Below are 21,492 nucleotides of genomic sequence, written 5' to 3'. Positions count from 1 at the left end.
AAAAGATGAATTTTCACCATTCACGTTTAATTATACTTAATCGCTTTCACCGGAGATATTTTGCTGATCAGGTAACTCGGAACAATCAGCGCCAGTCCCGAAATAATCAGAATTCCTACTGAGATGGAAATAATGGCAACAGGATTAAGGTCTACAGGCACTGTACTTACATAATAATTTTCAGGATTAAGCTTAATAATACCGAAGAATTTCTGGATCAGGATCAAACCCAGGCCTATTGCATTTCCGTAGAGAAGTCCGGGGATCATGATGATCAGTGTATAATTGATGAAAGTAGCTCTTATCTGTGAATTGCTGGCTCCGAGGGTTTTCAGAAGTCCGATGGAATTGGTTCTTTCAATGATGAGAATTAAAAGGACCATAATAATGTTGATCACCACCACAATAAGCATAATAATGATGATCAGGGCAATATTAGTATCAAAAATACTGATCCAGTCGTTGATCTGAGGGAATTTTTCCGTTGCCTTTTCTGCATAATTTTTGTAGCCGATCAGTTTTTCAACTTCCGGAAAATCTTTGTCAATATCATTCACATTCTTGAAGAAAATATCAAGGCCGCCTATTTCATCAGGCTTCATTTCCAGGATTTTTCTTACATGATTGATGCCGCCTATAACAAACTGCTCATCAATCATTTTAATATCTGTTTTATAGATCCCTATAACCCTGAAATTACGGTAAATAGGTTTCTGATCCGCTTTTGAAAATACGGTAACTATACTGTCATTGACTTTCAGATGAAGATCATTTGCTATTTTCTGGGAAATAGTAATGTCATTATTGAAGCCCTTCTCTGTTACTTTTGGAGTTGTGCCGGCAACCAGGAATTTTTTGAATCTCAGGCTGTCAAAATCTTTTCCGATTCCTTTAAATATGATCCCTGAAAAATTGTGCTCATTACGCATGATTCCGGTCACTGTTGCATATTTCTGGACACTTTCCACATCCGGAAGCTTTTTAATCTTCTGAATATCCAGTCCCTGATTATCTAAAACAGAGGTGTTGTAAGAAGAGTTGGATCTGGTAGATCTTACGGTAATGTGTCCGCTGAAATCCGCGAGTCTTTCCTTAATTGCTTTCTTAGAACCGAAGCCGGTAGCTACGGTAATTAAAGAAACAATAATCCCCAAAGCTACAGAAAGCCTGCCGATGAAGATGATAACTCTTGAAAGGTTATTTTTGTTATCTTTGGAAAACGCTATTTTTCTAGAGAAATATAAAGGAAATTTCAAGCTTATGAATTTAGATTTCAAAATTAAAAATTTACTTCTTATTTGCCTAATTTTTTTAGGAGTATTCAATCAATATTATTCTCAGACTCAAGTTCAACCGGATTTCAAAACCGGAGCAGACCAGCCTGAACTTTATCTGCCTCTGCTGAAGAACAAAACAATAGGGGTAGTGACCAACCAAACCGGTTTGATGAGCGATAAAAACTATGTGGTAGACTTTCTGGTGAAGAACAATATTAAAATTAAAACAATCTTTGCTCCTGAGCATGGTTTCAGGGGAGATGCAGATGCCGGGGAGAAAGTAAAAAACGGAGTTGATACCAAAACCGGTATCCCTATTATTTCTTTATACGGAAACAATAAAAAACCAAAACCGGAACAATTAAAAGGATTGGATATTGTAATCTTCGACATTCAGGATGTGGGAGTAAGATTTTATACCTACATTTCAACTTTAACTTATTTAATGGAGGCCGGAGCAGAAAATAATGTGGAAATCATGGTACTCGACCGCCCTAATCCACATGATGGATATATTGACGGACCGGTTTTGAAAAAGAAATGGTCAAGCTTTGTAGGAATGCATGAAGTTCCTGTAGTGTATGGACTGACAATCGGAGAATACGGAAAAATGGTCAACGGCGAAAAATGGCTGAAAAATGGAGTTCAGGCAAAATACACCCTGATTCCAATGAAAAATTATCATAAAAAACAGCGTTATTCTGTTTTGGATAAGCCTTCTCCAAACCTTCCCAACGATAAGTCTATTAATCTGTATCCCAGTTTATGCTTCTTTGAAGGAACTCAGGTTTCTGTAGGAAGAGGGACCAATCTTCCATTTCAGATTTACGGTTCTCCCTGGACGCAGGAACTGCCTTATCAGTTTACACCAAAACCTAATTTTGGAGCAAAAGACCCTTTCCTGAATGGGAAACTTTGCTACGGTGAAGATCTTTCAGCTTATCCGAAAGATCTCAGGGAACTGAACCTTGAATGGCTGATCAAATCTTATAAAGCATATAAAAATCCTGGCCAGGGCTTTTTCCTTGAAAATTTATTTTTTGATAAGCTGGCCGGAACGGATGAATTCAGAAAGCAGATTATAGCCGGAAAATCAATTCAGGAAATCAAAGCTTCATGGAAAAACGATTTAGAGAAATTTGAAAAAATCCGCAGCAAATATGTTATTTACGAGAACTGATTTTAAAAGTCAATAGTCAATTTCGCTTCGCTGGTCAAGAGTAACCATGTGTCATGATAAAATTCACTGGAAGCTAAATTGACTATTGACCATTTACTTTTTATCAGTCAAAATTCTGTGGTGGCTTGTTGTCATTCTTTCCCTTATTAAGAATGAAGAGCCCCAGCGATAAGCCTATAACTCCGGCAAAAGCTGTCATTAATGCTCTTTCCAGCTTATCAGGCAAATCATTTCCGATATAATTCATTAAAAAAAGAATCACAAAAGTGATGACTGAAATAATAATATGATTTTTTCCGAACAGTTTCATGCTGTTATTTTAGTTTATAAGAGATCATTACGCCTCCTCTGTAAGGAAGGATTTCTCCGCTTTTATTATATTTCTGAGCAGTTTCATACCGCTTACCGGTAGTTCGGTCATATCCTTTATAGAAATCTGTTGATGAACCAACGGTTGCATATACATCAATATTCCAGCGGTCAGATACCTTAAACTGATATCCACCGGTAATACCCACTAAAAAAGAATATCCTTTTTGGTATAAATTAGATTTAACAAATACTTCATTATTGCTATTGGTATAAGGAATACTTTTCCAATAGTTCCATTTTTGTAAAACAAATGATGATACTCCTACGTTTGCCCCTACATACCAATGGCTGAAGGCTTCATTGAAATAATATCTGCCTTCGAAGGATGCAGAATAATACTGAAATTCATGTCCGGCAAAAGATTTCCAGGGAGATACCAAAACATCACCCTGCAGAGTAATTTTTTGACTCAGTTGTTTTTCCAAACCAATATTGATGAGTCCGATTGGGGCCAGAAGGGCATTTCCTTTAATATATAGTCCTTTTTCCTGTTGCTGCTCTTGCGCAGTAAGCAAAGCTGCGGAAAGGAGTGTGATGGATGTGGTAAGAAATTTGTGTTTTAGCATTTATTTTATTTGTTTCAATAATTCTTCTGCAAGTTTGGAATCCTTGTTGGTTTGAACGGCCATATTTTTAGACATTTCTGCATAGTTTTTTGCCATTTCTTTATTTCCGGTCAGAAAATAAAGTTTTGCAAGAATGTATGTATTTTCTGGCGTTTCGCTGCGCATGACAGATTTTTCTGCCCATTCCGTAGCTTTTTTCAAGGATGCAGGATTTTTGATATGGTCACTGAATACCCAGGCTGCCCTCAGCAGTTCGTTAGGTTCGAAGGCATCAGAATTTTTATAATATTCCAAAGCAGCTTTTTCAAATTCAGGGAAATTAGCGTTTTGTTCGTAATAGCTTAGCTTTGTTTGATTCAGTTTTGATTGGGCAAGCTGTTTTCCTACTAATGGCTCAGCTGTTTTCATGAAATATTCGTCGTTGATCCTTTTATTCTTATCATCAATAGACTGCTCTACGATTTTTGACAGTTTCAACTGATTATTAAACTCGTTATAAGTTTCTTCAGGCAGATATTTAATAATTTCGGCCTTTCTTGAAGCAAATGTATTATAATTGCTGTCTTCTGTTGATTTTACAAAGAACAGGAGAAAGCCTATTTCTTCTTTGGTGATTTCTTCTGTCTTCTTTTTGTTTTCAAAATACCGTTCGGAAGCTTTTTTGGCAAAATCATAATCTGAAGAAGAGTTCAATTTCATAATATTGATCAGGAATTCAGGATCTTTTTCTCCTTTTGCGAAACGCTCTTTTAAGGAACCTTTGTTATTGCCAGGGGAATTAATGTTCTGGGCCATGGCTACAAAAAGACTTTCATCCATATACCCGGAATTCTGAGAGACAAGCTCACCCTCTCCATTCAGGAACAGATAAGTAGGATAGGAGCGTACCCCATATTTGGCAGCAATTTCCCTTCCTTCTCCTTTTTCCATATCAAATCTGGCATTAACGAAATTTGTATTGAAATAATCTCCAACAGTTTTCTGGGTAAATACATTTCTTTCCATCATTTTGCAGGGCCCGCACCAGGAAGCATAGGCATCGACAAAAACCAGTTTTTTTTCTTTTTTTGCCTTCGCTATTAAGTCTTTGAACGGTAATTCCTGAAATTGTATGGATTCCTGAGCCAATATAGCAACGGAGCAGAAAACAAATATTCCGGAGATGATCTTCCTCATTTTCAAATTAAATTTATAGGCGAAGATAGGTATTTTCCAAAAAATAGACGGTGAATTTACTCCAGGAGGCTCTTTATTAACGAAACTTTAAGATTGTTATCATTCTTGGAAAACAACGTTAATAATTTTTCAAGTACCCTTTAAAAACAAAAAAACCTCTAAATAAATTAGAGGTTTTAAGTGGTTTCTCCAGGAATCGAACCAGGGACACATGGATTTTCAATCCATTGCTCTACCAACTGAGCTAAGAAACCAATTGTTTCGTTGTTTAACGTGGGTGCAAAAATAGAACTTTTTGCAATATTGTGCAAGTTTTTTTGATAAATATAGATAATGTTTTAAAAGAATACTATTTTAAATTTTTGAACAGGGTATATATTGCTGAATGCCAGTGTTGTTTTAATTTGAGCTGTTTTTTATTTTTTTGTGTTCCTTACCCCACATTTCCAGTTCATCCAGAACAGGAATCAATTGTGTCCCTATTTGTGTTAATTCATATTCTACTCTGGGAGGGACTTCAGCATATACTTTTTTTACGATCAATTGTTCTTCCTCCATTTTCTTCAGTTGCATCGTGAGCATTCTTTCCGTGATATTCGGGATCTTATTTTTCAGTTCTGAAAACCTCAATTTTCCTTGCTTCAGGCAATAGCAGATAGAAAGTATCCATCTTCCGCTGATAAGATTGACGGCATAAATTTCCGAGCAGCTTTGTTCTAATTTTTTTTTATTCTCATTATTCGTCGAGGACTCTTTAATACTCATACTTACAATTTTGTTCGTTCCGCACAATTGATGGAGTTTTTGCAGGCACGATATTCATCATATAAATTTACAAAATAAAAATAATGGGTGAAAGCTTATGGTTGTCATCCAAAAAATTATACAAATAATGGATTTAAATAGAATTGATAAAGGTCTGAGGGAAAGTATAGACCGTTTTCCATTTTCATTGGAAATTAATGAAACAGAATTTCTCAGCCATCCTGAGATCATTCAGAAAGAAAAAATACAGTTTGCAAAGGAAAACCCGTTTAAAGGAGCGGATGATATTAAGGTGAAAGATATCTTCATAGAAAGCTCTTTTGATAATCATCAAATAAGGCTTCATATCTATCAGTCGAAAAAATTTGATAAAACCAGGACGATCCTTTATTTTCATGGAGGAGGATATGTCTTCGGCCTTCCGGAACAGGTAGATCCACAGATGTTTGAATTGGCAGAAAAACTAAATGCAACAATAATTTCGGTTGATTACAGGCTTTCCCCACAATATAAGTTTCCCATTCCGATACAAGACGGATTTGATTCGCTTCAGTGGATTATCAGAAACGGAGAAGAACAACTGGAAATTGACCCGGGGCAGATCGTTGTTTTCGGAGCAAGTGCCGGTGGGCATTTAGCCGCATCTGTTACTCAAATGGCAAATGATAACGGGATAAAGAATATAAAGCACCAGTTTTTATTATATCCGGTGATCCACAACAAGCTTAATACGCCTTCCATGAATGAATTCACAGATGCTCCTTTATGGAATAAAAAATATGCAGAGATCGCCTGGCTTCATTTTTTAGGAAACAATGATAAGGATAAAAGCATTAGATATGCGGACCTGACCTATTACGATGATTTCGGTAATCTTCCCGGAACCACAATTGTAGCGTGTGAACTGGATCCTTTAAGGGACGAAAATATAGAATATGCCAGTCTTTTATATCAGGCAGGCGTCAGGACCGAATTGTGGGTGATACCCGGCGCGTTGCATGTATTTGATTTGTTTGATTCTCCTTTAAATGACAGATATAAAGAGTTTCTTTACAGCCGTATGTTCAATTATTAAAAATATAAAATGACGAAATTAAGGGATAGGAGACCGGCTCTGCTACTGATCGATATTCAAAAAGGATTTTTGGACGAAGACTACTGGGGCGGGAACAGGAATAATAAAGAAGCTGAAAAGACCAGCGGAATCTTATTGACAAAGTGGAGGGAATTGGAGCTTCCCATTTTTCATATCAGACACAGTTCGGTTAACCCGAAATCTAAACTGCATGAGGCTGATCCGGGCTTTCAGTTTAATGACTATGTTCTCCCTCAAAATGATGAGCCTGTTATTACAAAAAATGTGAACAGTGCTTTTATCGGAACCGATTTAAAAGAAAGAATAGATAAACACGGCATAAATACTCTGGTAATTGTAGGAATAACCACGAACCACTGTGTATCAACGACGGTAAGAATGGCCGGGAATTTTGGATATGAAACCTATTTGATTTCTGATGCCACAGCTGCTTTTGACAGAATTGGAATTAATGGAGAGAAATATAATGCCGAACTGATCCATTTGACTGCTCTGGCTAATCTGAATGAAGAATTTGCTTCCGTTTGGAATTCAGAAAAGTTATTACAGGAATTGTAAGGTAAAGAACAAGGTAATTAACTTAAAGGGATGTTATTACTTACATTCTCAATAGTTTTCTGATAACTTTTATAACTCTTGAATCCTACGATATATATTAATTCTTCTTCAGGAGTACCTTTATAATGGGGAGATAGCTTAAGCTGTTTCAGTTCTTCAATTCTTAAACTATTGATGAAATGGCTGAAACTCATTCCATAGTTCTCATTGATAAAAAGGGATAAATAGGTTCTGTTGGTTCCCATATACTGGGTTACATCAGATAATTTAAGCTCGCAATTCAGAAAGGGCTTGTGCTCCTGCAGATATCTTTCAAATTTTTCTTTACTGATTACTTCAGAATTATTGATCTTTTTCTTTGCTTCGGCTTTATGCGGAACGGATGAGGTTAGGTAATTATAAGTGAATAAATTATAACTGAAAGTAGTAAGAAGAATAAAAGATATTATGTTGAATGAAAAAATACCGGCGTTATAAAGAATCGGTATGTTTATGGAAATCAAACTCAGCAAAAAGTAGAGTATGTTCATAACTGTTAACAGGAAAACGATATTTAAAACCGATCGTGCCGGAGAAGTTTTAGAAAGTATAGATCGGTCAGCCCTATTATTACGGAAAACAGCAATTGATCTTACAGACAGATATTGATAGAACAGAATAGTGAATAAGCTCATATATAAATCTACATGGCCGGGTTTCCGGAACCAGATTATACTGTTCTCAGGATATGTCTTTTCTATATCCGGTTGATAATCAGTGTTCTGCAAGGCTAATGCTATTCCCAATCCTATTGTTAAAATAAGACTGATAGGAAATATATAGTTTTTGATTAAAAAACTCTTATCCTTCAGATTTCTTCCGGTTAATACGGAAATAAATAGGTTCAGCAGGATAGGGAGTAAAGTCAGGCAAAATAAATTAACAGCTCTAATGCTTTTGATTGGCAGATTGTTATAAACAGAATAAATAATATGAGTTGTATGCAGCATTCCCAGTATCAGCAAAAAGCAAATACCGATAACGAATACTATTTTTGTTCTAAAAGCATGCTTCTGACCCATTAATTTTCCGGGAAACATAAAAATACAGAATATACTTCCAGAAACACAAGCAAAAGAAGACAGGAAAAGCAGGTAGGGGATCATCCGTTAAAATCTGTTGTTTGTTTTTCAGAGGCAGCTTTTACAGCTCTTAAATAGCTTCTCAGACTTCCAAAGCCTGCCAGCCGGGCAAGTTCTTCGATAGATTTATTTTTATGTAGGGTTAATAATTTAAGCTCTTTTACCTCATTTAACCTCCATGAGTTAACAAACTGATTGAAATTCATGTCATAGGTACCGTTTATAAATTTCGACATATAGGTTCTGTTTGTATTAAAAATTAAACTAAGATCATCAATTTTAAAAATAGGGTTGAGATAAGGCTTTTGCTCATGAAAATAATTTTCAAAATCCTTTTGGCTGAATATGACATTTTTTTGATCACTTTGTGGTACATCTTCATTCAGATAAGATTCATGGAAAATATGTCCGGTAGGGGCAAGCACCGTATTATTTTTTAAATGAGGCAGAAAATAATAATTTTTTTCCAATACATTAAATAAAACAATAATAAACAAAAAACTACTGAGAATGTACGATGCAGAAAGCATAAGAAAAGAATAACCCAATATTATCTGGAAAATAATAAGTAGAATAAAACAGGCCTTAATTACTATTAAAGAATAAAGCCAGTTAATGTTTTTATCAATTTCAATATTCCTTCTTTCTATTTCTTTTTTGTATGAAAGGATATATTTTAACGACAGGATGCCATAATACATCTGATACAATAAGGTGTAGAGTGAAAAGTAGGGTAACATATACTGATTCAGCTCTTTTTGAGACCCAATTCTGGGATAAAGCAAATAAAAGAAAAATGCGGTAACAATAAATATGACACCCGGAAGCGTATAGTTGAAGGTAGGTATAGCGATTTTTTGTTTTTTATTCGTTAAAAGAAAGATAAAATGAAAAAATAATACACTAATGGCTGCTGAATACAAAGCTATAAAAGGATAAGCTCTACCCATTGGCTGTATCACCTTGGTTTCCCGAAGCCCGGTAAACAATCCGAATATTAGTATAATACCAAAATACAGTATTAAAACTTTTTTGATACTACTCTCTCTATTGCCTTCTTTTCTGTTATAGGAATAGATCAAAAGGGTGCAACATACCAAAGCGGAAATCAAATAGAAGGAGAGAAAAAAAGTATTAGCGATAGGGTGCACTGTTTTATTATTATTCTCTAAAATATAAAATATTTTGTTAATATTCAACCTGTTGTTTTTCAATTTACAATTTGTCATTCCTGTTTTTGACAGTTTGTTAGTTTAAAATCCTGTCGGTTTTATTTTTTTGTGCATTCAAACCAATAATTATTTCGCATGAAAAACTATTCCTTTCTACTTCTTACTTTATTTTCTGCAGGCTTTTATGGACAAGTTGGTATTGGTACACCAACGCCGGATAATTCTTCAATCTTACATCTTGATGTTACTTCCTTGCCTCTTGATGGCAAGAAAGGTTTTTTAGGACCAAAAGTTGCCCTTAAAACATCAGTTGATCAAATTACCATTCCTAATCCCGCAACAGGATTGCTGGTTTATAATTTAGGAACAGGCGGACTTCAGACGGAAGGATATCATTACTGGAATGGAAGTGAATGGAGGGTTTTTAATTCTTCCTCCACCATTACTCCGTCAGTGCAGGGACTTAATTGCTCGGACGCTACTTTCAATCCGCCTACTTTTATATCAGGAGCACCCTATAACGGGGTGATGGTCATTCCATACTCCGGAGGTAATGGTGGGGCTTATGGCGCAGGAACGCCCGTTGCTTCTACAGGAAATACAGGATTAAGCGCAAAATTACGTCCCGGATATCTTTCCAATGGAAATGGTGAGCTGATTTATGATCTGACAGGGATTCCATCCCAATCCTCTCCCAATCCGGCCATTTTTAATATAAGCTTTCTGAATCAAAACTGTGTGGCAAAGCTTACAGGAGACATATTGAGAGTGGGGGAGGTATACGGATATTATACCAGAATCCTGCAGTCGGCAATGGCAGATGGGCAGTATGCCAGTACATTTACATCAGATCTTCCGGTGATAGAAGGACTTAGAATTGATATCAGAAAAATAACCGGAGGATTCACTTACACACCTTATTTATATAACACATCATCAAATGCAATGGGGCTTAACTGGCAGGTAGAAGGATATTCATCAGGAACTACAGTGTCAGCAGCAGGAAATATCGCAGCAAACAGCTATCTTGATGTAGGGCAGGGAAATACGGGAAGCTGGAATCCATCTACGGCCAGAGTACTCAAAATGAATGTTGTCATCAATAAAGCCCGTTGGTACAGGATTGAATTTTACAGTGTATCTGATTCGCAAACGGTACCCACTCCGTCAGATTACCACCATATAAGAATAACTATTCAGCGTTTACAATAATCCAATTGGACTAACAATACTTAACGCTGTAATTACTCCATATCCCTAACCAAAACATAAAATTCTAAATTCACAAATGAATATATATTTTTTCAATATCCGGTTAGGGATAGTTTTAGTCTTAAGGATCTTTTATTTGAAAGATTATAAATTTTCAGAAAAAAATTGATGATTCCGGTGAAGAGGTGAAATTTCAAGTCAAGCCGTCTTTTTATACAATAAAAAATAACCCCACAAATTGTACAATTTGTGGGGTTTACAGAAATTATTTAATTTCTAGTGGTTTCTCCAGGAATCGAACCAGGGACACATGGATTTTCAATCCATTGCTCTACCAACTGAGCTAAGAAACCATTATATTTTTGTTGACTTACTTCGTTGTTTTAAAGTGATGCAAAAGTAGTAAGTTTTCTTATATGAAGCAAGTATTAACGGTACTTTTTTTTAATAAAAATAAAACTTACTGATTTTCAGCCGAATTATTTTCCTGTTCTTTTCTGATATGGTCACTCATCTCCTCCAGTACTGGTTTTATCGTACTTTCAGGAAGATCGCTGATACGGATATACATCAATCCGTCGATGGCATCATTAAAATTCGGATCTACATTAAAAGCAATTACTTTAGCGTTCTGTTTAATGTATTTTTTGATCAGAACAGGGAGCCTCAATTCAGGTTCAAGATCATCAATGATTTTGTCAAGCTTGTTCAGATCAGACTCCATTTCCTCAAAGAAAATATTTTTATCCCTGTCCCGCAGCTTTACTTTGTACTCGTTTCTTGGTGTAATGTACTGTGCCACTGCTGAATCGAAATAATTTGAACGCATGAATTCAATCATCAGAGATTTGGAAAACTCAGAAAATTTATTGGAAATACTTACTCCGCCCATCAGGAACTTATGATCCGAGTTTCTTAAGCAAACATGTACAATTCCTCTCCACAAAAGGAAAAGCGGAAGCGGCTTCTGCTGGTATTCCTCACAGATGTAGGCGCGACCCATTTCAATTACCTTTTTAAAGAACGGATGGATGTCCTGTTCAAATTCAAATAAAGAGCTGGTGTAGAATCCTTTGATGCCGTATTTCTTCATCACCTCCTTACCCAAAGCCATTCTATAGGCACCGGCAAGTTTCTCAGCGCTGTTGTCCCAAAGGAAGAGATGATGGTAATGCTTGTCATACTCATCAAGGTCAAACGGAAGGTTACTTCCTTCACCCACAGCACGGAAAGTAAGCTCCCTCTGGCGCCCGATTTCTCTCATGACAGAAGGAATTTCTTCGTAAGTCGTGAAATAAATCTCATAATTCCCGTTACTGAACAGCATTTTATCTGTACCTTTCAGTTTGATGATATCTTTAAGAATATCTTCCTTCGGTGTCTCATCAATGATATTCTGTACAATATTTTCTTCTTTTAAAAGAGGAAATTTGACCGTTAAATTTTTAAGATTGATGCTCTGTGCCAATGATTTTCTCTTTTCATAATAAGATTTCATCATGTACACTTTGCGTTTCAGGAATTCACCCAGTTCTTCAATGGTTTCCATTTCATCCATTGCTTTTACCGTGATGGGTTTTCCTATTCTTATTCTGATCGGCTTTTCTCTGTCGTTCATCATTTCGGCAGGAAGCATCAAAGTCTGTAAGCTTGGATGAAGTTTGGCCACCTGATAGAATAAGCGGCTGTTTTTAGCATGAAAATATAAGGGAACTACCGGTACTTTAGCCATTCTGATCAGCTTTAGGGCAGGTTTCTCCCAGTCTCTGTCGAGAATTTCCCCGTAAGGATTATTTTTATTCGATACTTCTCCTGCAGGGAAAATGCCTACACAGCCTCCTTCCTGGAGATGTTTCAGGGTTTCCCGCATTCCGGAAGTACTGCTGTATGCATCTTTTCTGTTTTCAAAAGGATTTACGGAAATTACGTACGGTGCCATCGGTTTGATCTTTTCCAGAAGGAAATTTCCCATAACCTTAAAATCCGGACGTACCTCTGAAAGAATTTTGCACATTAATATCCCGTCAATAGCTCCCAGCGGATGATTAGAAACCAGAATAAACGGTCCTGTTTTTGGAACCTTTGCCAGATCCTCTTCAAAAGCGATATAGCTTAGGTTTCTTTCTCTTACAAATGAGTCGAAAAAATCTTTGCCTTCTTTGTCCTTTAATTTGTCGTATAATTTATTTACTTCATTTATTTTGGCAATGCTCATCACGGCAGCAGCAACCGGGTTCTTGAGGAACCCGATTTTGCTTAAGCCGGAAGCTGTGATAAGATCGTTTTTCGAAATTAAACTCATATGTGTTTAGTCGCAGTTAAAATTATTGTGTTACCATTTGAACCGTATTTTTGGAAATCTGCTCCAATAATACATTTTTTTCCTGGTAAAATTTATCAATATGATCCATATTTGCATTTCTTACTGTAAATAAAGATACATTTTTAACCGCTTCGGTTTTAAATATTTTTTGAAGTTCCTCATTAAATTCATCCACATTGTCGAATTTGTCTTCCAGGCATAGCGCCAGGGAAATAGCAGAATTCTGCATAAGAGACACTTTGATCTTGTATTTGGAAAGGTATCCGAAAATAAGGCTCATATGGTCTTCCGCAATGAAAGAAAAGTCTCTGGTTGATATTTTTAAAAGAACCTGATTCTCCTTTAATATATAAGATTCCTCATGCTGGTTTTTGTCTGATCCTCCCACCTTTGTTCCTGGTTTAGTAGGATCTACGAAAGATTTTACATAAAAAGGAATGTTTTTCTGCTGTAATGGCTGCAAAGTTTTCGGGTGAATTACACTTGCCCCGTAATAAGCCATTTCAATAGCCTCTTCATAAGAAATGTTGGAAAGAAGAGAAACATCACTGAATTTTCTAGGATCTCCGGTCATTACACCCGGTACATCCTTCCAGATGGTCATGGCTTCTGCATTCAGGCAATATGCAAAAATAGCGGCAGAATAGTCAGAACCTTCTCTTCCTAAAGTTACCGTGAAATTATTGTCATCAGAACCGATGAATCCCTGTGTTACGTAGCAGATATCCTTATTCAGGGTTGAAATGAATTCCTCTGTTTTTGCCCAGTCTACCACACCTTCCCTGTAAGAACTGTCGGTTTTGATAAAATCCCTGGCATCCAACCATTGATTGGTAAACTGAATTTCGTTAAGGTATTCGCTTAAGATTTTAGTAGAGATCATTTCCCCGCAGCTTACCACCTGGTCATAGACGAAGCTGTAATTCGGAGATTTGTTTCTTCTTAAGAAAGAATCGATATCGTCAAAAAATAAATTGATCTCAGCAAAAACTGCATGGTTTTCAGGAAACAGACCTTCCGCAATCTCGATGTGTTTTCGTTTTATCTTTTCAATCTCAGTTTGATAGTTATCTTTCTTGAAATAAAGTTCTACAACCTTTTCCAACTCATTCGTCGTTTTGCCCATTGCTGATATCACCAGCAGACATTTGGCAAACCCCTGGCTTTGCAAAACCATGGACACATTTTTTACACTTTCGGCATCTTTCACAGATGCACCACCAAACTTGAAAATTTTCATTAATTTGTTTAAAATAAAATTGTTAGATTAAAAATTACATGAGTTTTTTACGGACGTCAAAATTATAAATTTACAACGAGATATGAAAGTGTCTCCCGCTTGGAAGGAATTAAGATTTTATTAAAATTGAGACTTGATGAATATTATCATAATTTCATTGATTTATTGTCATCAAATGGGGATTAATTATGCCCTGATAATTTTAAGGATATACCTTTGTTGGCTTTGTATTGTTCTGAAATACAATGTATAAGGTCTTTTCTAATAAAAGCTTTCTTTCTCCGATAAATTTTCCGAAATTTGGGGAAAACGTAAAAAGAAAAATATGTCAAATCAACCATTACAGACTTTAGGAGAATTTCTTATTGATAAACAGGACGACTTTCAGTATTCTACGGGTGAATTTTCCCGTCTGCTAAGTGCGATAAGATTGGCTTCAAAAGTGGTAAACAGAGAAGTAAATAAAGCCGGAATTGTAGATATAACAGGAGCTGCCGGAAATCAGAATATTCAGGGAGAAGAGCAGCAGAAACTTGATGTGATTGCCAATGAGATTTTTATTACGGCTTTGTCTCAGAGAGAGGTTGTTTGCGGTATTGCTTCCGAGGAAAATGATGATTTTATTGACATTAAATGCGGAGAAAACGGCCATCTGAGCAAATATGTTGTTCTGATTGATCCTCTTGACGGATCTTCCAATATTGATGTAAATGTTTCCGTAGGAACCATTTTTTCTATTTACAGGAGAGTAACAGAGCCCGGAACTCCGGTTCAGTTAGAAGATTTTCTTCAGAAAGGAATCAACCAGATTGCTGCCGGATATGTAATTTACGGTTCTTCCACCATGATTGTTTATACTACAGGAAACGGGGTGAACGGTTTTACGCTGGATCCATCTCTGGGAACCTATTATCTTTCTCATCCGAACATGACGTTTCCTACAAATGGAAAAATCTATTCCATCAACGAAGGAAATTATATCAAATTCCCGCAGGGTGTGAAAAATTACCTTAAATATTGCCAGATGGAAGAAGGAGACAGACCTTATACCTCAAGGTACATCGGTTCTTTAGTAGCAGATTTTCACAGAAATATGCTGAAAGGAGGAATTTACATTTATCCGTCTTATTCCCAGGCTCCGAACGGAAAACTAAGGCTGCTTTACGAGTGTAATCCTATGGCATTCCTTGCAGAACAGGCGGGAGGGAAAGCTACAGACGGTTTCAGAAGAATCCTTGAAGTAGAACCTACGGAACTCCACCAGAGAATCCCGTTTTTCTGCGGAAGTATTCAGATGGTAGAAAAAGCAGAGGAATTTATGAGGATCGACAGCGTAAAATAATGACAGCAAAATATTTCAGATATTTATTAGAATTCAAACGCCCGAGCGGAACATCTCGCGGCGTTTTGCATGAAAAAGAGACCTTTATTTTTGAAGTTGAAGAAAACGGGAAAAAAGGTACGGGTGAATGTGCGATATTCAGAGGATTAAGTTTTGACGACAGACCGGATTATGAAGAAAAGCTGCAATGGCTTTGTGACAATATCAGTCAGGACGACCAGTATCTGAAAGAACAGCTGATGGAATTTCCCTCAATATGGTTTGGATACGAACAGGCCATTTTAAATTTGAAGCACGGAGGTAATCTGTATTTCCCAAGTGAATTTACCGAAGGAAAAGCTTCCATTATGATCAATGGGCTGATCTGGATGGGAGATATTCATTACATGGAGGAGCAGATCAGGGAAAAGCTTCAACTGGGATTTCACTGTATTAAGCTGAAAATTGGAGTTGACTGGAAATCTGAGCACAGAATCCTTCAGGAATTAAGATCAAAATTTTCAAAGGATGAGCTTGAACTTCGGGTAGATGCCAATGGCGGATTCAGCAGGGAAGAAGCGGAAATTGTCTTGCAGCAGCTTGCAGACCTTCATATTCATTCTATCGAACAGCCGATAAAAGCCGGGAATTGGGATGCCATGGCATTATTGTGTGCCGGAACTCCGACACCGATTGCTTTGGACGAAGAACTGATCGGGATTACTGATCCTTTCGAAAAGAAAAAGCTTTTAGAAAGTATTAAGCCACAGTATATTATTTTAAAGCCTGCTCTGGCAGGAGGTTTTTCTGGTTCAGACGAATGGATTTCTCTTGCGGAGGAGCAAAATATCGGCTGGTGGATCACCTCCGCTCTGGAAAGTAATATAGGGCTCAATGCTATTGCACAATATACCTACACAAAGAAAAATCCGATGCCGCAAGGTTTGGGCACCGGATCTTTATTTGTAAATAATTTTGAATCAAACCTGGAACTCAGAAATGAGCTGTTATGGTTCAAAATATAGCCTTGATTAGCTATGCAAATGAAGGAGGAGAATCTGCACAGGTTGGGTTACCTGCATGCTCAGCATCCCAGGATCTGCAACATCTAACTTTTGGGTCCCAACTGTTGCATCCAATAGGTATAATTCCTCCTTTGATAACTCTTAAATCTGATTTGTTAAGCTTTCTCATGTTTTTCATAGTAAAGATTTTAATTTGTTTGGTACAGTAAATATCAATCTCTTTTTTGTATTGCACAAGATTTTAACTTAAATTAACTAAAATCACCCCATAAGGATTTAATTCCGTAGCTGAATTCTTATTTACGAGCACAATTTCGAAGTATAAGCATGAAAAACTACTTCTAAAGTATAATAGAAGTTATGATTGTAGATCAAATTTGTGGTAAAGTAATATTAGGCTCGGATATTTTCTTGGCTATGGGTTAACATTCATTTTAAATTACGTCTTTTACGAAAATTGCTTCCTTAATATATCTCACTATATAAGAAAACTTGTTTTTAATTCTTTTCATGATAAAAGTGTATTTCTCGTTATAATGAAATTTACAATCTTTATGCCAACTTAAGCATAGTGATTAAAGTTTAACATATGATTAATTTCATAACATTTTTTTAATTAATAATTAAGAAATAATTGTGAAAATATTTTCGTTATTTTTTAATCTTCCTGTGATTAAATTTCTGTCAATTCCATATAAATTCTGAAAAATATCTTTTTGTACCATAGAGCTGGAAAGATATCCCCAATGGTTTCCCACTTCATATTTAAAACTGTTTAGAATATCATCTTCTACAAAAGTGCAGTCGATAACAGAAACAATATCCTTCAATTTTTCAATATCACTTGGACCGTTCTTGCCTAATCTTGGCGTAAGAATATTCTTGGTAAATTGTGAAATTCCAAGGATCGTATCTTTCCTGTTCAGATAAATGGAAATGCGATTGGCCAGCAGTGGAAGTTTATTATATGAATCTTCAGAATCTTCAAAAACCTTATACGTAACATCGGCATTTAATAGCAGAACCTGATCAATAACACGCAGAATATTTTCCCTCTTAAGGCTGTACAGCATGCTTTGAAGAACTCTGTTCCCTAGGGAATGAGCCATAAGATGAATTCTTTGATTGCAAGGAGCCAGATCCCGGTTTGAAAAAATGTCCTTTAAAAACTGGGTGTAAAAATAGAAAAGCCTCATCAGCGATGATCCTGAATTAATGCTTGAAGCCTTATCGTCGAAATAAGTTAGTGGTACAAGGCTGCTCGAAGCAGGCCAGCTTACAAAAAGAATGTGCTCTACAGGCGATTCAGGATGGTCTATGTACAGTTTTTTAAGGTCAATGATGGCTTTGAGTTCATCATCAAAATCATAGGCATATCCATGAATAAAAATCAGGACATCACTTCTGTCTTTTGTGGAGGACATGTTTTTATACAGCTCATAAAACATTCTTTGTGTCCCGCCAAGATTATTCGCTGTCAGTGTAGATTTTTTAATGCCTTTTTCATTTCGTAAGACTTCCAGAACTTCCTCATAACCCTGCTTTTCAGGCTCGGAAAATAATTTGTAATCTAATATGTTGCGGTTAGTATAATCTTTCTTCTTTTTGGCAGCGGCAGTGGGCTCTTTATAGGTGTCAAAATTACATTTGGCGATTCTGAAATTGGGAATAGAGTATTCATCATTGGAAAATGAATCTGCTTTTTCGCCCTTATGCCGGACGATCTTACGATTGCTTAAAATATAAACAGCCATAGTCGGTAATTTTTAGAAACGGTTTTTAGTTTTATCTAAATTAATCAAAAAAGATTGAATTATCATCAATTTACCACTAAATTATCATTTCCGTAAGCCCCAAATTTTCCGTAACTTTGTGAAACTTTTTTTATAAAAGCTAATTTAAATGGAAGAAGAAAAAAAATCACTCAATTTTATTGAGCAAATTATTGAAGATGATATGGCAAACGGGCTGAAACAAGACCAGATCCGTTTCCGTTTTCCCCCTGAACCCAATGGATATCTGCATATAGGCCATACAAAAGCCATTTGCATCAACTTTGGATTGGGCGAAAAATACAACGCTCCCGTAAATCTTCGTTTCGACGATACGAACCCTGAAAAAGAAGAGCAGGAATTCGTAGATTCTATCAAGAAAGACGTTGAATGGCTTGGTTTTAAATGGGATAAAGAGCTGTATGCATCCGACTACTTCCAGCAGCTTTATGAATGGGCCGTACAGATGATCAAAGAACGAAAAGCTTATGTAGATGAGCAGCCGTCTGAAGTGATTACCGAGCAGAGAAAAAATCCGGCAGAACCTGGAATAGAGTCTCCGTACAGAAACCGTCCCGTTGAAGAGTCTTTAGATTTATTCGAAAGGATGAAAAACGGTGAATTTGAGAGCGGTTCAATGTCTCTTCGTGCAAAAATCGACATGACTTCGCCGAATATGAACATGCGTGACCCTGTCATGTACAGAATTCTGAATAAGCCCCACCACAGAACCGGAACTGCATGGAAAATCTACCCTATGTATGACTGGGCGCATGGGGAATCTGATTATATTGAACAAATTTCGCATTCGCTGTGTTCTTTGGAATTTGAAAACCATAGACCGCTTTATGATTGGTATCTTGATCAGGTATATGATGAAACCAAAGTAAGAAACAAACAGAGAGAATTTGCAAGGATGAATGTTTCTTACATGATTACTTCCAAAAGAAAGCTTCAAAGACTCGTTGCTGAGAAAGTAGTGACAGGTTGGGACGATCCGAGAATGCCTACTATATCAGGAATGAGAAGAAAAGGTTTCACACCGGAATCTATCAAGAACTTCATTGAAAAAGTAGGAGTTGCGAAGAGAGAAAACCTGATCGAGATTCAGCTACTGGATTTCTGCGTGCGTGAAGATCTGAACAAGGTTGCAAAACGCGTAATGGCAGTGGTGGATCCTGTAAAACTGGTTATTGAAAATTACCCTGAAGGTAAGGAAGAATGGCTTGAAACTGAAAATAATCCTGAACAGGAAAATGCAGGGACAAGAGAAATTCCTTTCTCAAGAGAATTATATATTGAAAGGGAAGACTTTAAAGAAGAAGCAAACAATAAATTCTTCAGACTGAAATTAGGCGGCGAAGTTCGTTTAAAATCGGCTTACATCATCAAGGCAGAAAGAGTAGAGAAGGATGAGAACGGCGAGATCACTACGATCTATGCCACTTATGATGAAAAAAGCAAGTCAGGAAGCGGAACGGAAGAAAGTTTAAGAAAGGTAAAAGGTACGCTTCACTGGGTATCTGCCACTCATGCGATCCCGGTAGATGTAAGAATCTATGACAAACTCTTTACTGTTGAGCAGCCTGATGCTGAAAAAGATGTGGATTTCCTGAACTTCATCAATCCGGAATCTGTAAATGTTGTTAAAGGTTTTGCAGAACCAAGTCTGAAAGATGTAGCAGTAGGAGAACCGCTTCAGTTCCAGAGAATCGGATATTTTACCAAAGATCAGGATTCTACGGCTGATAACTTGGTGTTTAACCGTACCGTAACATTGAAGGACTCTTTTAAACCCGAATAATCTTAATGATTTGGATATAAAAGGCAGGACTTCCCAAAGTCCTGCCTTTTTTGTTTTAATAAATGTTTAAGTATCAATTCCTTGTAAAGGGATATCATTTTCTTTCTATCAACAATATCGATAAAAAGAAGTGGATTTGGAAAAAACAGTGCAGGCTGTTTTCCTAATTTTATGCCTTACTTGGTTTTTCAAAAAAATAATATTGTGAAATTAATTAGCATATATACGAGTTCTTTCAAAGGACTTTCGGAAGAGAGCTGGATGCTGGCCTTGGTTATGCTTATCAACCGGGCAGGTTCTATGGTACTTCCGTTTTTAGGAGTATACATGACGGGTTATCTTCATTTCAGTATAGAAAACTCAGGAATTATCCTTAGCTTTTTCGGGATAGGGTCCGTATTGGGTTCATGGCTGGGAGGGCTGATCACTGATAAAATTGGGGAATACCGGGTACAAAGTCTGAGTTTACTTCTCAGTGTGCCTTTATTTTGCTTAATCCCGCTTTTCAAAACAGAAGCGGGGCTGGCGGCTATTATTTTAATCCAGAGTATTGTCAGTGAAACTTTCCGTCCCGCCAATTCAGTAGCGATTACTAAATATGCCAAGCCGGAAAATATTACACGGGCTTTTTCCTTAAACCGAATGGCTGTCAATCTTGGTTTTTCAATCGGCCCTGCTTTGGGAGGGATATTGTCTGCCATTTCCTATGAATTTTTATTCTTTACCAATGCATTGGCGGCATTGTTGGCAGGTTTAATGTACATCAGATTCTTCGGAAAACGGAACAAACAGGCTTCATTAAAGCCTAAAAAAGTGAAAGAAGCTGTTGCTGTTAGAAAAGAAAATTCCCCTTACCGCGATGGAAAGTTCCTGCTGTACAGCTTTTTCTGTATGCTTTTTTCGATCTGTTTCTTCCAGCTGTTCAGTACACTGACTATCTTTTATAAGGACACGGCACATTTAAGTCAGCAAAGTATCGGATATATCCTGGGGTACAGCGGATTTCTGATCGTACTGCTGGAAATGGGCTTTGTACAGGTTGCTGAAAAATATTTCAGCCTTGCCTTTACCTTGTTTATTGGAACTGTTTTGTGTGGAATATCTTATGCTATGCTGGCTTTTGATTATTCTATTCTGACTCTTGTAGTTTCCATGACCCTTTTATGTATCGGGGAAATCTGGACCCTTCCGTTTATATCTACAATAACTGCTTTGCGCTCAGGCGAGAATAACAAAGGAGCTTATATGGGATTGAACGGAATATCGGTTGCCCTGGCTTTTATCATTACTCCATATGTCGGGACAATGACTGCGGACCGGTTCGGATTCAATATGCTCTGGATAGGAACCGGACTGGTAGCTGTAGCTATTGCTGCCGGGTTTTATTTTGTGATTCCATGGATGCTTAAAAAAAGAGAAATTAAAAGCTAAAAGTTGTGGTTTTTACCTTGTCCATACAATTTACAGTAAAACTTTGCTAGCTTTGTGCTGATGACGAGATTATCAGCATTC

At 36.8% G+C, this 21,492-nt stretch carries 19 protein-coding genes and 2 tRNA genes; 8 read left to right on the top strand and 13 right to left on the bottom strand.

Annotation, left to right across the window (positions count from 1 at the left end):
* Window positions 1-26: 26 nt before the first annotated feature.
* Window positions 27-1,256 carry an ABC transporter permease gene (locus BUB03_RS04870; protein WP_073060680.1) on the bottom strand — a complete coding sequence of 410 codons (1,230 nt, stop codon included), beginning with the start codon at window positions 1,254-1,256 and terminating at the stop codon, window positions 27-29.
* 4 nt (window positions 1,257-1,260) lie between these two features.
* On the opposite strand from BUB03_RS04870, the gene BUB03_RS04865 reads away from it, so the two are divergent.
* Complete coding sequence (locus BUB03_RS04865) at window positions 1,261-2,457, top strand: exo-beta-N-acetylmuramidase NamZ family protein (RefSeq protein ID WP_073061314.1); 1,197 nt, start codon at window positions 1,261-1,263, stop codon at window positions 2,455-2,457.
* A gap of 103 nt (window positions 2,458-2,560) precedes the next feature.
* On the opposite strand, the gene BUB03_RS04860 is transcribed toward BUB03_RS04865, so the two are convergent.
* The 5 genes from BUB03_RS04860 to BUB03_RS04840 all read right to left on the bottom strand — a co-directional run bounded on the left by BUB03_RS04860 (window position 2,561) and on the right by BUB03_RS04840 (window position 5,336).
* Entirely contained in the window at window positions 2,561-2,767 is a 207-nt protein-coding gene (locus BUB03_RS04860; RefSeq protein WP_040998643.1) for a hypothetical protein, read from the bottom strand.
* A 4-nt stretch (window positions 2,768-2,771) separates the two neighbouring features.
* Window positions 2,772-3,395 carry a DUF3575 domain-containing protein gene (locus BUB03_RS04855; protein WP_073060677.1) on the bottom strand — a complete coding sequence of 208 codons (624 nt, stop codon included), beginning with the start codon at window positions 3,393-3,395 and terminating at the stop codon, window positions 2,772-2,774.
* A complete protein-coding gene (locus BUB03_RS04850; RefSeq protein WP_073060674.1) occupies window positions 3,396-4,571 on the bottom strand; it encodes a thioredoxin family protein in 1,176 nt (391 codons plus the stop codon).
* A gap of 181 nt (window positions 4,572-4,752) precedes the next feature.
* Window positions 4,753-4,825 (bottom strand) — tRNA-Phe (locus BUB03_RS04845).
* A gap of 145 nt (window positions 4,826-4,970) precedes the next feature.
* Window positions 4,971-5,336 carry a winged helix-turn-helix transcriptional regulator gene (locus BUB03_RS04840; RefSeq protein WP_073060671.1) on the bottom strand — a complete coding sequence of 122 codons (366 nt, stop codon included), beginning with the start codon at window positions 5,334-5,336 and terminating at the stop codon, window positions 4,971-4,973.
* 127 nt (window positions 5,337-5,463) lie between these two features.
* On the opposite strand from BUB03_RS04840, the gene BUB03_RS04835 reads away from it, so the two are divergent.
* Together BUB03_RS04835 and BUB03_RS04830 are read left to right on the top strand one after the other, a co-directional pair.
* Window positions 5,464-6,411, top strand: a complete 948-nt coding sequence (locus BUB03_RS04835) for an alpha/beta hydrolase (protein WP_073061312.1) — start codon at window positions 5,464-5,466, stop codon at window positions 6,409-6,411.
* Between the two features lie 9 nt (window positions 6,412-6,420).
* Window positions 6,421-6,990, top strand: coding sequence for a cysteine hydrolase family protein (locus BUB03_RS04830; protein ID WP_073060669.1), 570 nt, complete (start codon window positions 6,421-6,423; stop codon window positions 6,988-6,990).
* 17 nt (window positions 6,991-7,007) lie between these two features.
* Here the strand turns inward: BUB03_RS04830 and BUB03_RS04825 are convergent, their stop codons facing one another.
* Together BUB03_RS04825 and BUB03_RS21660 are read right to left on the bottom strand one after the other, a co-directional pair.
* Window positions 7,008-8,135, bottom strand: a complete 1,128-nt coding sequence (locus BUB03_RS04825; protein WP_073060666.1) for a helix-turn-helix domain-containing protein — start codon at window positions 8,133-8,135, stop codon at window positions 7,008-7,010.
* Window positions 8,132-8,851, bottom strand: coding sequence for a helix-turn-helix domain-containing protein (locus tag BUB03_RS21660; protein WP_139258765.1), 720 nt, complete (start codon window positions 8,849-8,851; stop codon window positions 8,132-8,134). The genes BUB03_RS04825 and BUB03_RS21660 overlap by 4 nt, the downstream gene beginning before the upstream one ends.
* A gap of 567 nt (window positions 8,852-9,418) precedes the next feature.
* Between BUB03_RS21660 and BUB03_RS04815 the strand changes: the two genes are divergently transcribed.
* Window positions 9,419-10,495, top strand: a complete 1,077-nt coding sequence (locus BUB03_RS04815) for a hypothetical protein (protein ID WP_073060660.1) — start codon at window positions 9,419-9,421, stop codon at window positions 10,493-10,495.
* A gap of 280 nt (window positions 10,496-10,775) precedes the next feature.
* Here the strand turns inward: BUB03_RS04815 and BUB03_RS04810 are convergent.
* The 3 genes from BUB03_RS04810 to BUB03_RS04800 form a co-directional block, all read right to left on the bottom strand.
* Window positions 10,776-10,848: transfer RNA gene (locus BUB03_RS04810), tRNA-Phe, on the bottom strand.
* 107 nt (window positions 10,849-10,955) lie between these two features.
* Complete coding sequence (locus tag BUB03_RS04805) at window positions 10,956-12,797, bottom strand: lysophospholipid acyltransferase family protein (protein WP_073060657.1); 1,842 nt, start codon at window positions 12,795-12,797, stop codon at window positions 10,956-10,958.
* 22 nt (window positions 12,798-12,819) lie between these two features.
* Window positions 12,820-14,058, bottom strand: coding sequence for an aspartate kinase (locus BUB03_RS04800; RefSeq protein ID WP_073060654.1), 1,239 nt, complete (start codon window positions 14,056-14,058; stop codon window positions 12,820-12,822).
* Between the two features lie 325 nt (window positions 14,059-14,383).
* Here BUB03_RS04800 and fbp point away from each other — a divergent pair, with 325 nt between their 5' ends.
* Together fbp and BUB03_RS04790 are read left to right on the top strand one after the other, a co-directional pair.
* On the top strand, window positions 14,384-15,400 hold the full coding sequence (fbp, locus tag BUB03_RS04795) for a class 1 fructose-bisphosphatase (RefSeq protein ID WP_040998657.1): 1,017 nt from the start codon (window positions 14,384-14,386) through the stop codon (window positions 15,398-15,400).
* Window positions 15,400-16,404, top strand: coding sequence for an o-succinylbenzoate synthase (locus BUB03_RS04790; protein WP_073060651.1), 1,005 nt, complete (start codon window positions 15,400-15,402; stop codon window positions 16,402-16,404). The genes fbp and BUB03_RS04790 overlap by 1 nt, the downstream gene beginning before the upstream one ends.
* 10 nt (window positions 16,405-16,414) lie before the next feature.
* Here BUB03_RS04790 and BUB03_RS21790 read toward each other — a convergent pair whose 3' ends face one another.
* Both BUB03_RS21790 and BUB03_RS04780 read right to left on the bottom strand, forming a co-directional pair.
* The gene (locus BUB03_RS21790; RefSeq protein ID WP_155859173.1) at window positions 16,415-16,582 is read right to left on the bottom strand and encodes a hypothetical protein; all 168 of its coding nucleotides are present in this window, start codon (window positions 16,580-16,582) and stop codon (window positions 16,415-16,417) included.
* A gap of 445 nt (window positions 16,583-17,027) precedes the next feature.
* Entirely contained in the window at window positions 17,028-18,158 is a 1,131-nt protein-coding gene (locus BUB03_RS04780) for an alpha/beta hydrolase (RefSeq protein ID WP_073060646.1), read from the bottom strand.
* A 148-nt stretch (window positions 18,159-18,306) separates the two neighbouring features.
* Between BUB03_RS04780 and BUB03_RS04775 the strand changes: the two genes are divergently transcribed.
* Window positions 18,307-19,980: a glutamine--tRNA ligase/YqeY domain fusion protein gene (locus BUB03_RS04775; RefSeq protein WP_040998662.1), complete on the top strand. Its 1,674-nt coding sequence runs from the start codon at window positions 18,307-18,309 to the stop codon at window positions 19,978-19,980.
* Between the two features lie 261 nt (window positions 19,981-20,241).
* A complete protein-coding gene (locus BUB03_RS04770) occupies window positions 20,242-21,411 on the top strand; it encodes an MFS transporter (protein ID WP_083538869.1) in 1,170 nt (389 codons plus the stop codon).
* The last annotated feature ends 81 nt before the right edge of the window (window positions 21,412-21,492 follow it).

This window comes from Chryseobacterium oranimense (genome assembly GCF_900129755.1).
Lineage (GTDB): Bacteria > Bacteroidota > Bacteroidia > Flavobacteriales > Weeksellaceae > Chryseobacterium > Chryseobacterium oranimense.
The sequence above is the reverse complement of the archived record's forward strand: the minus strand, read 5'-3'. Positions and strand labels throughout refer to the sequence as shown.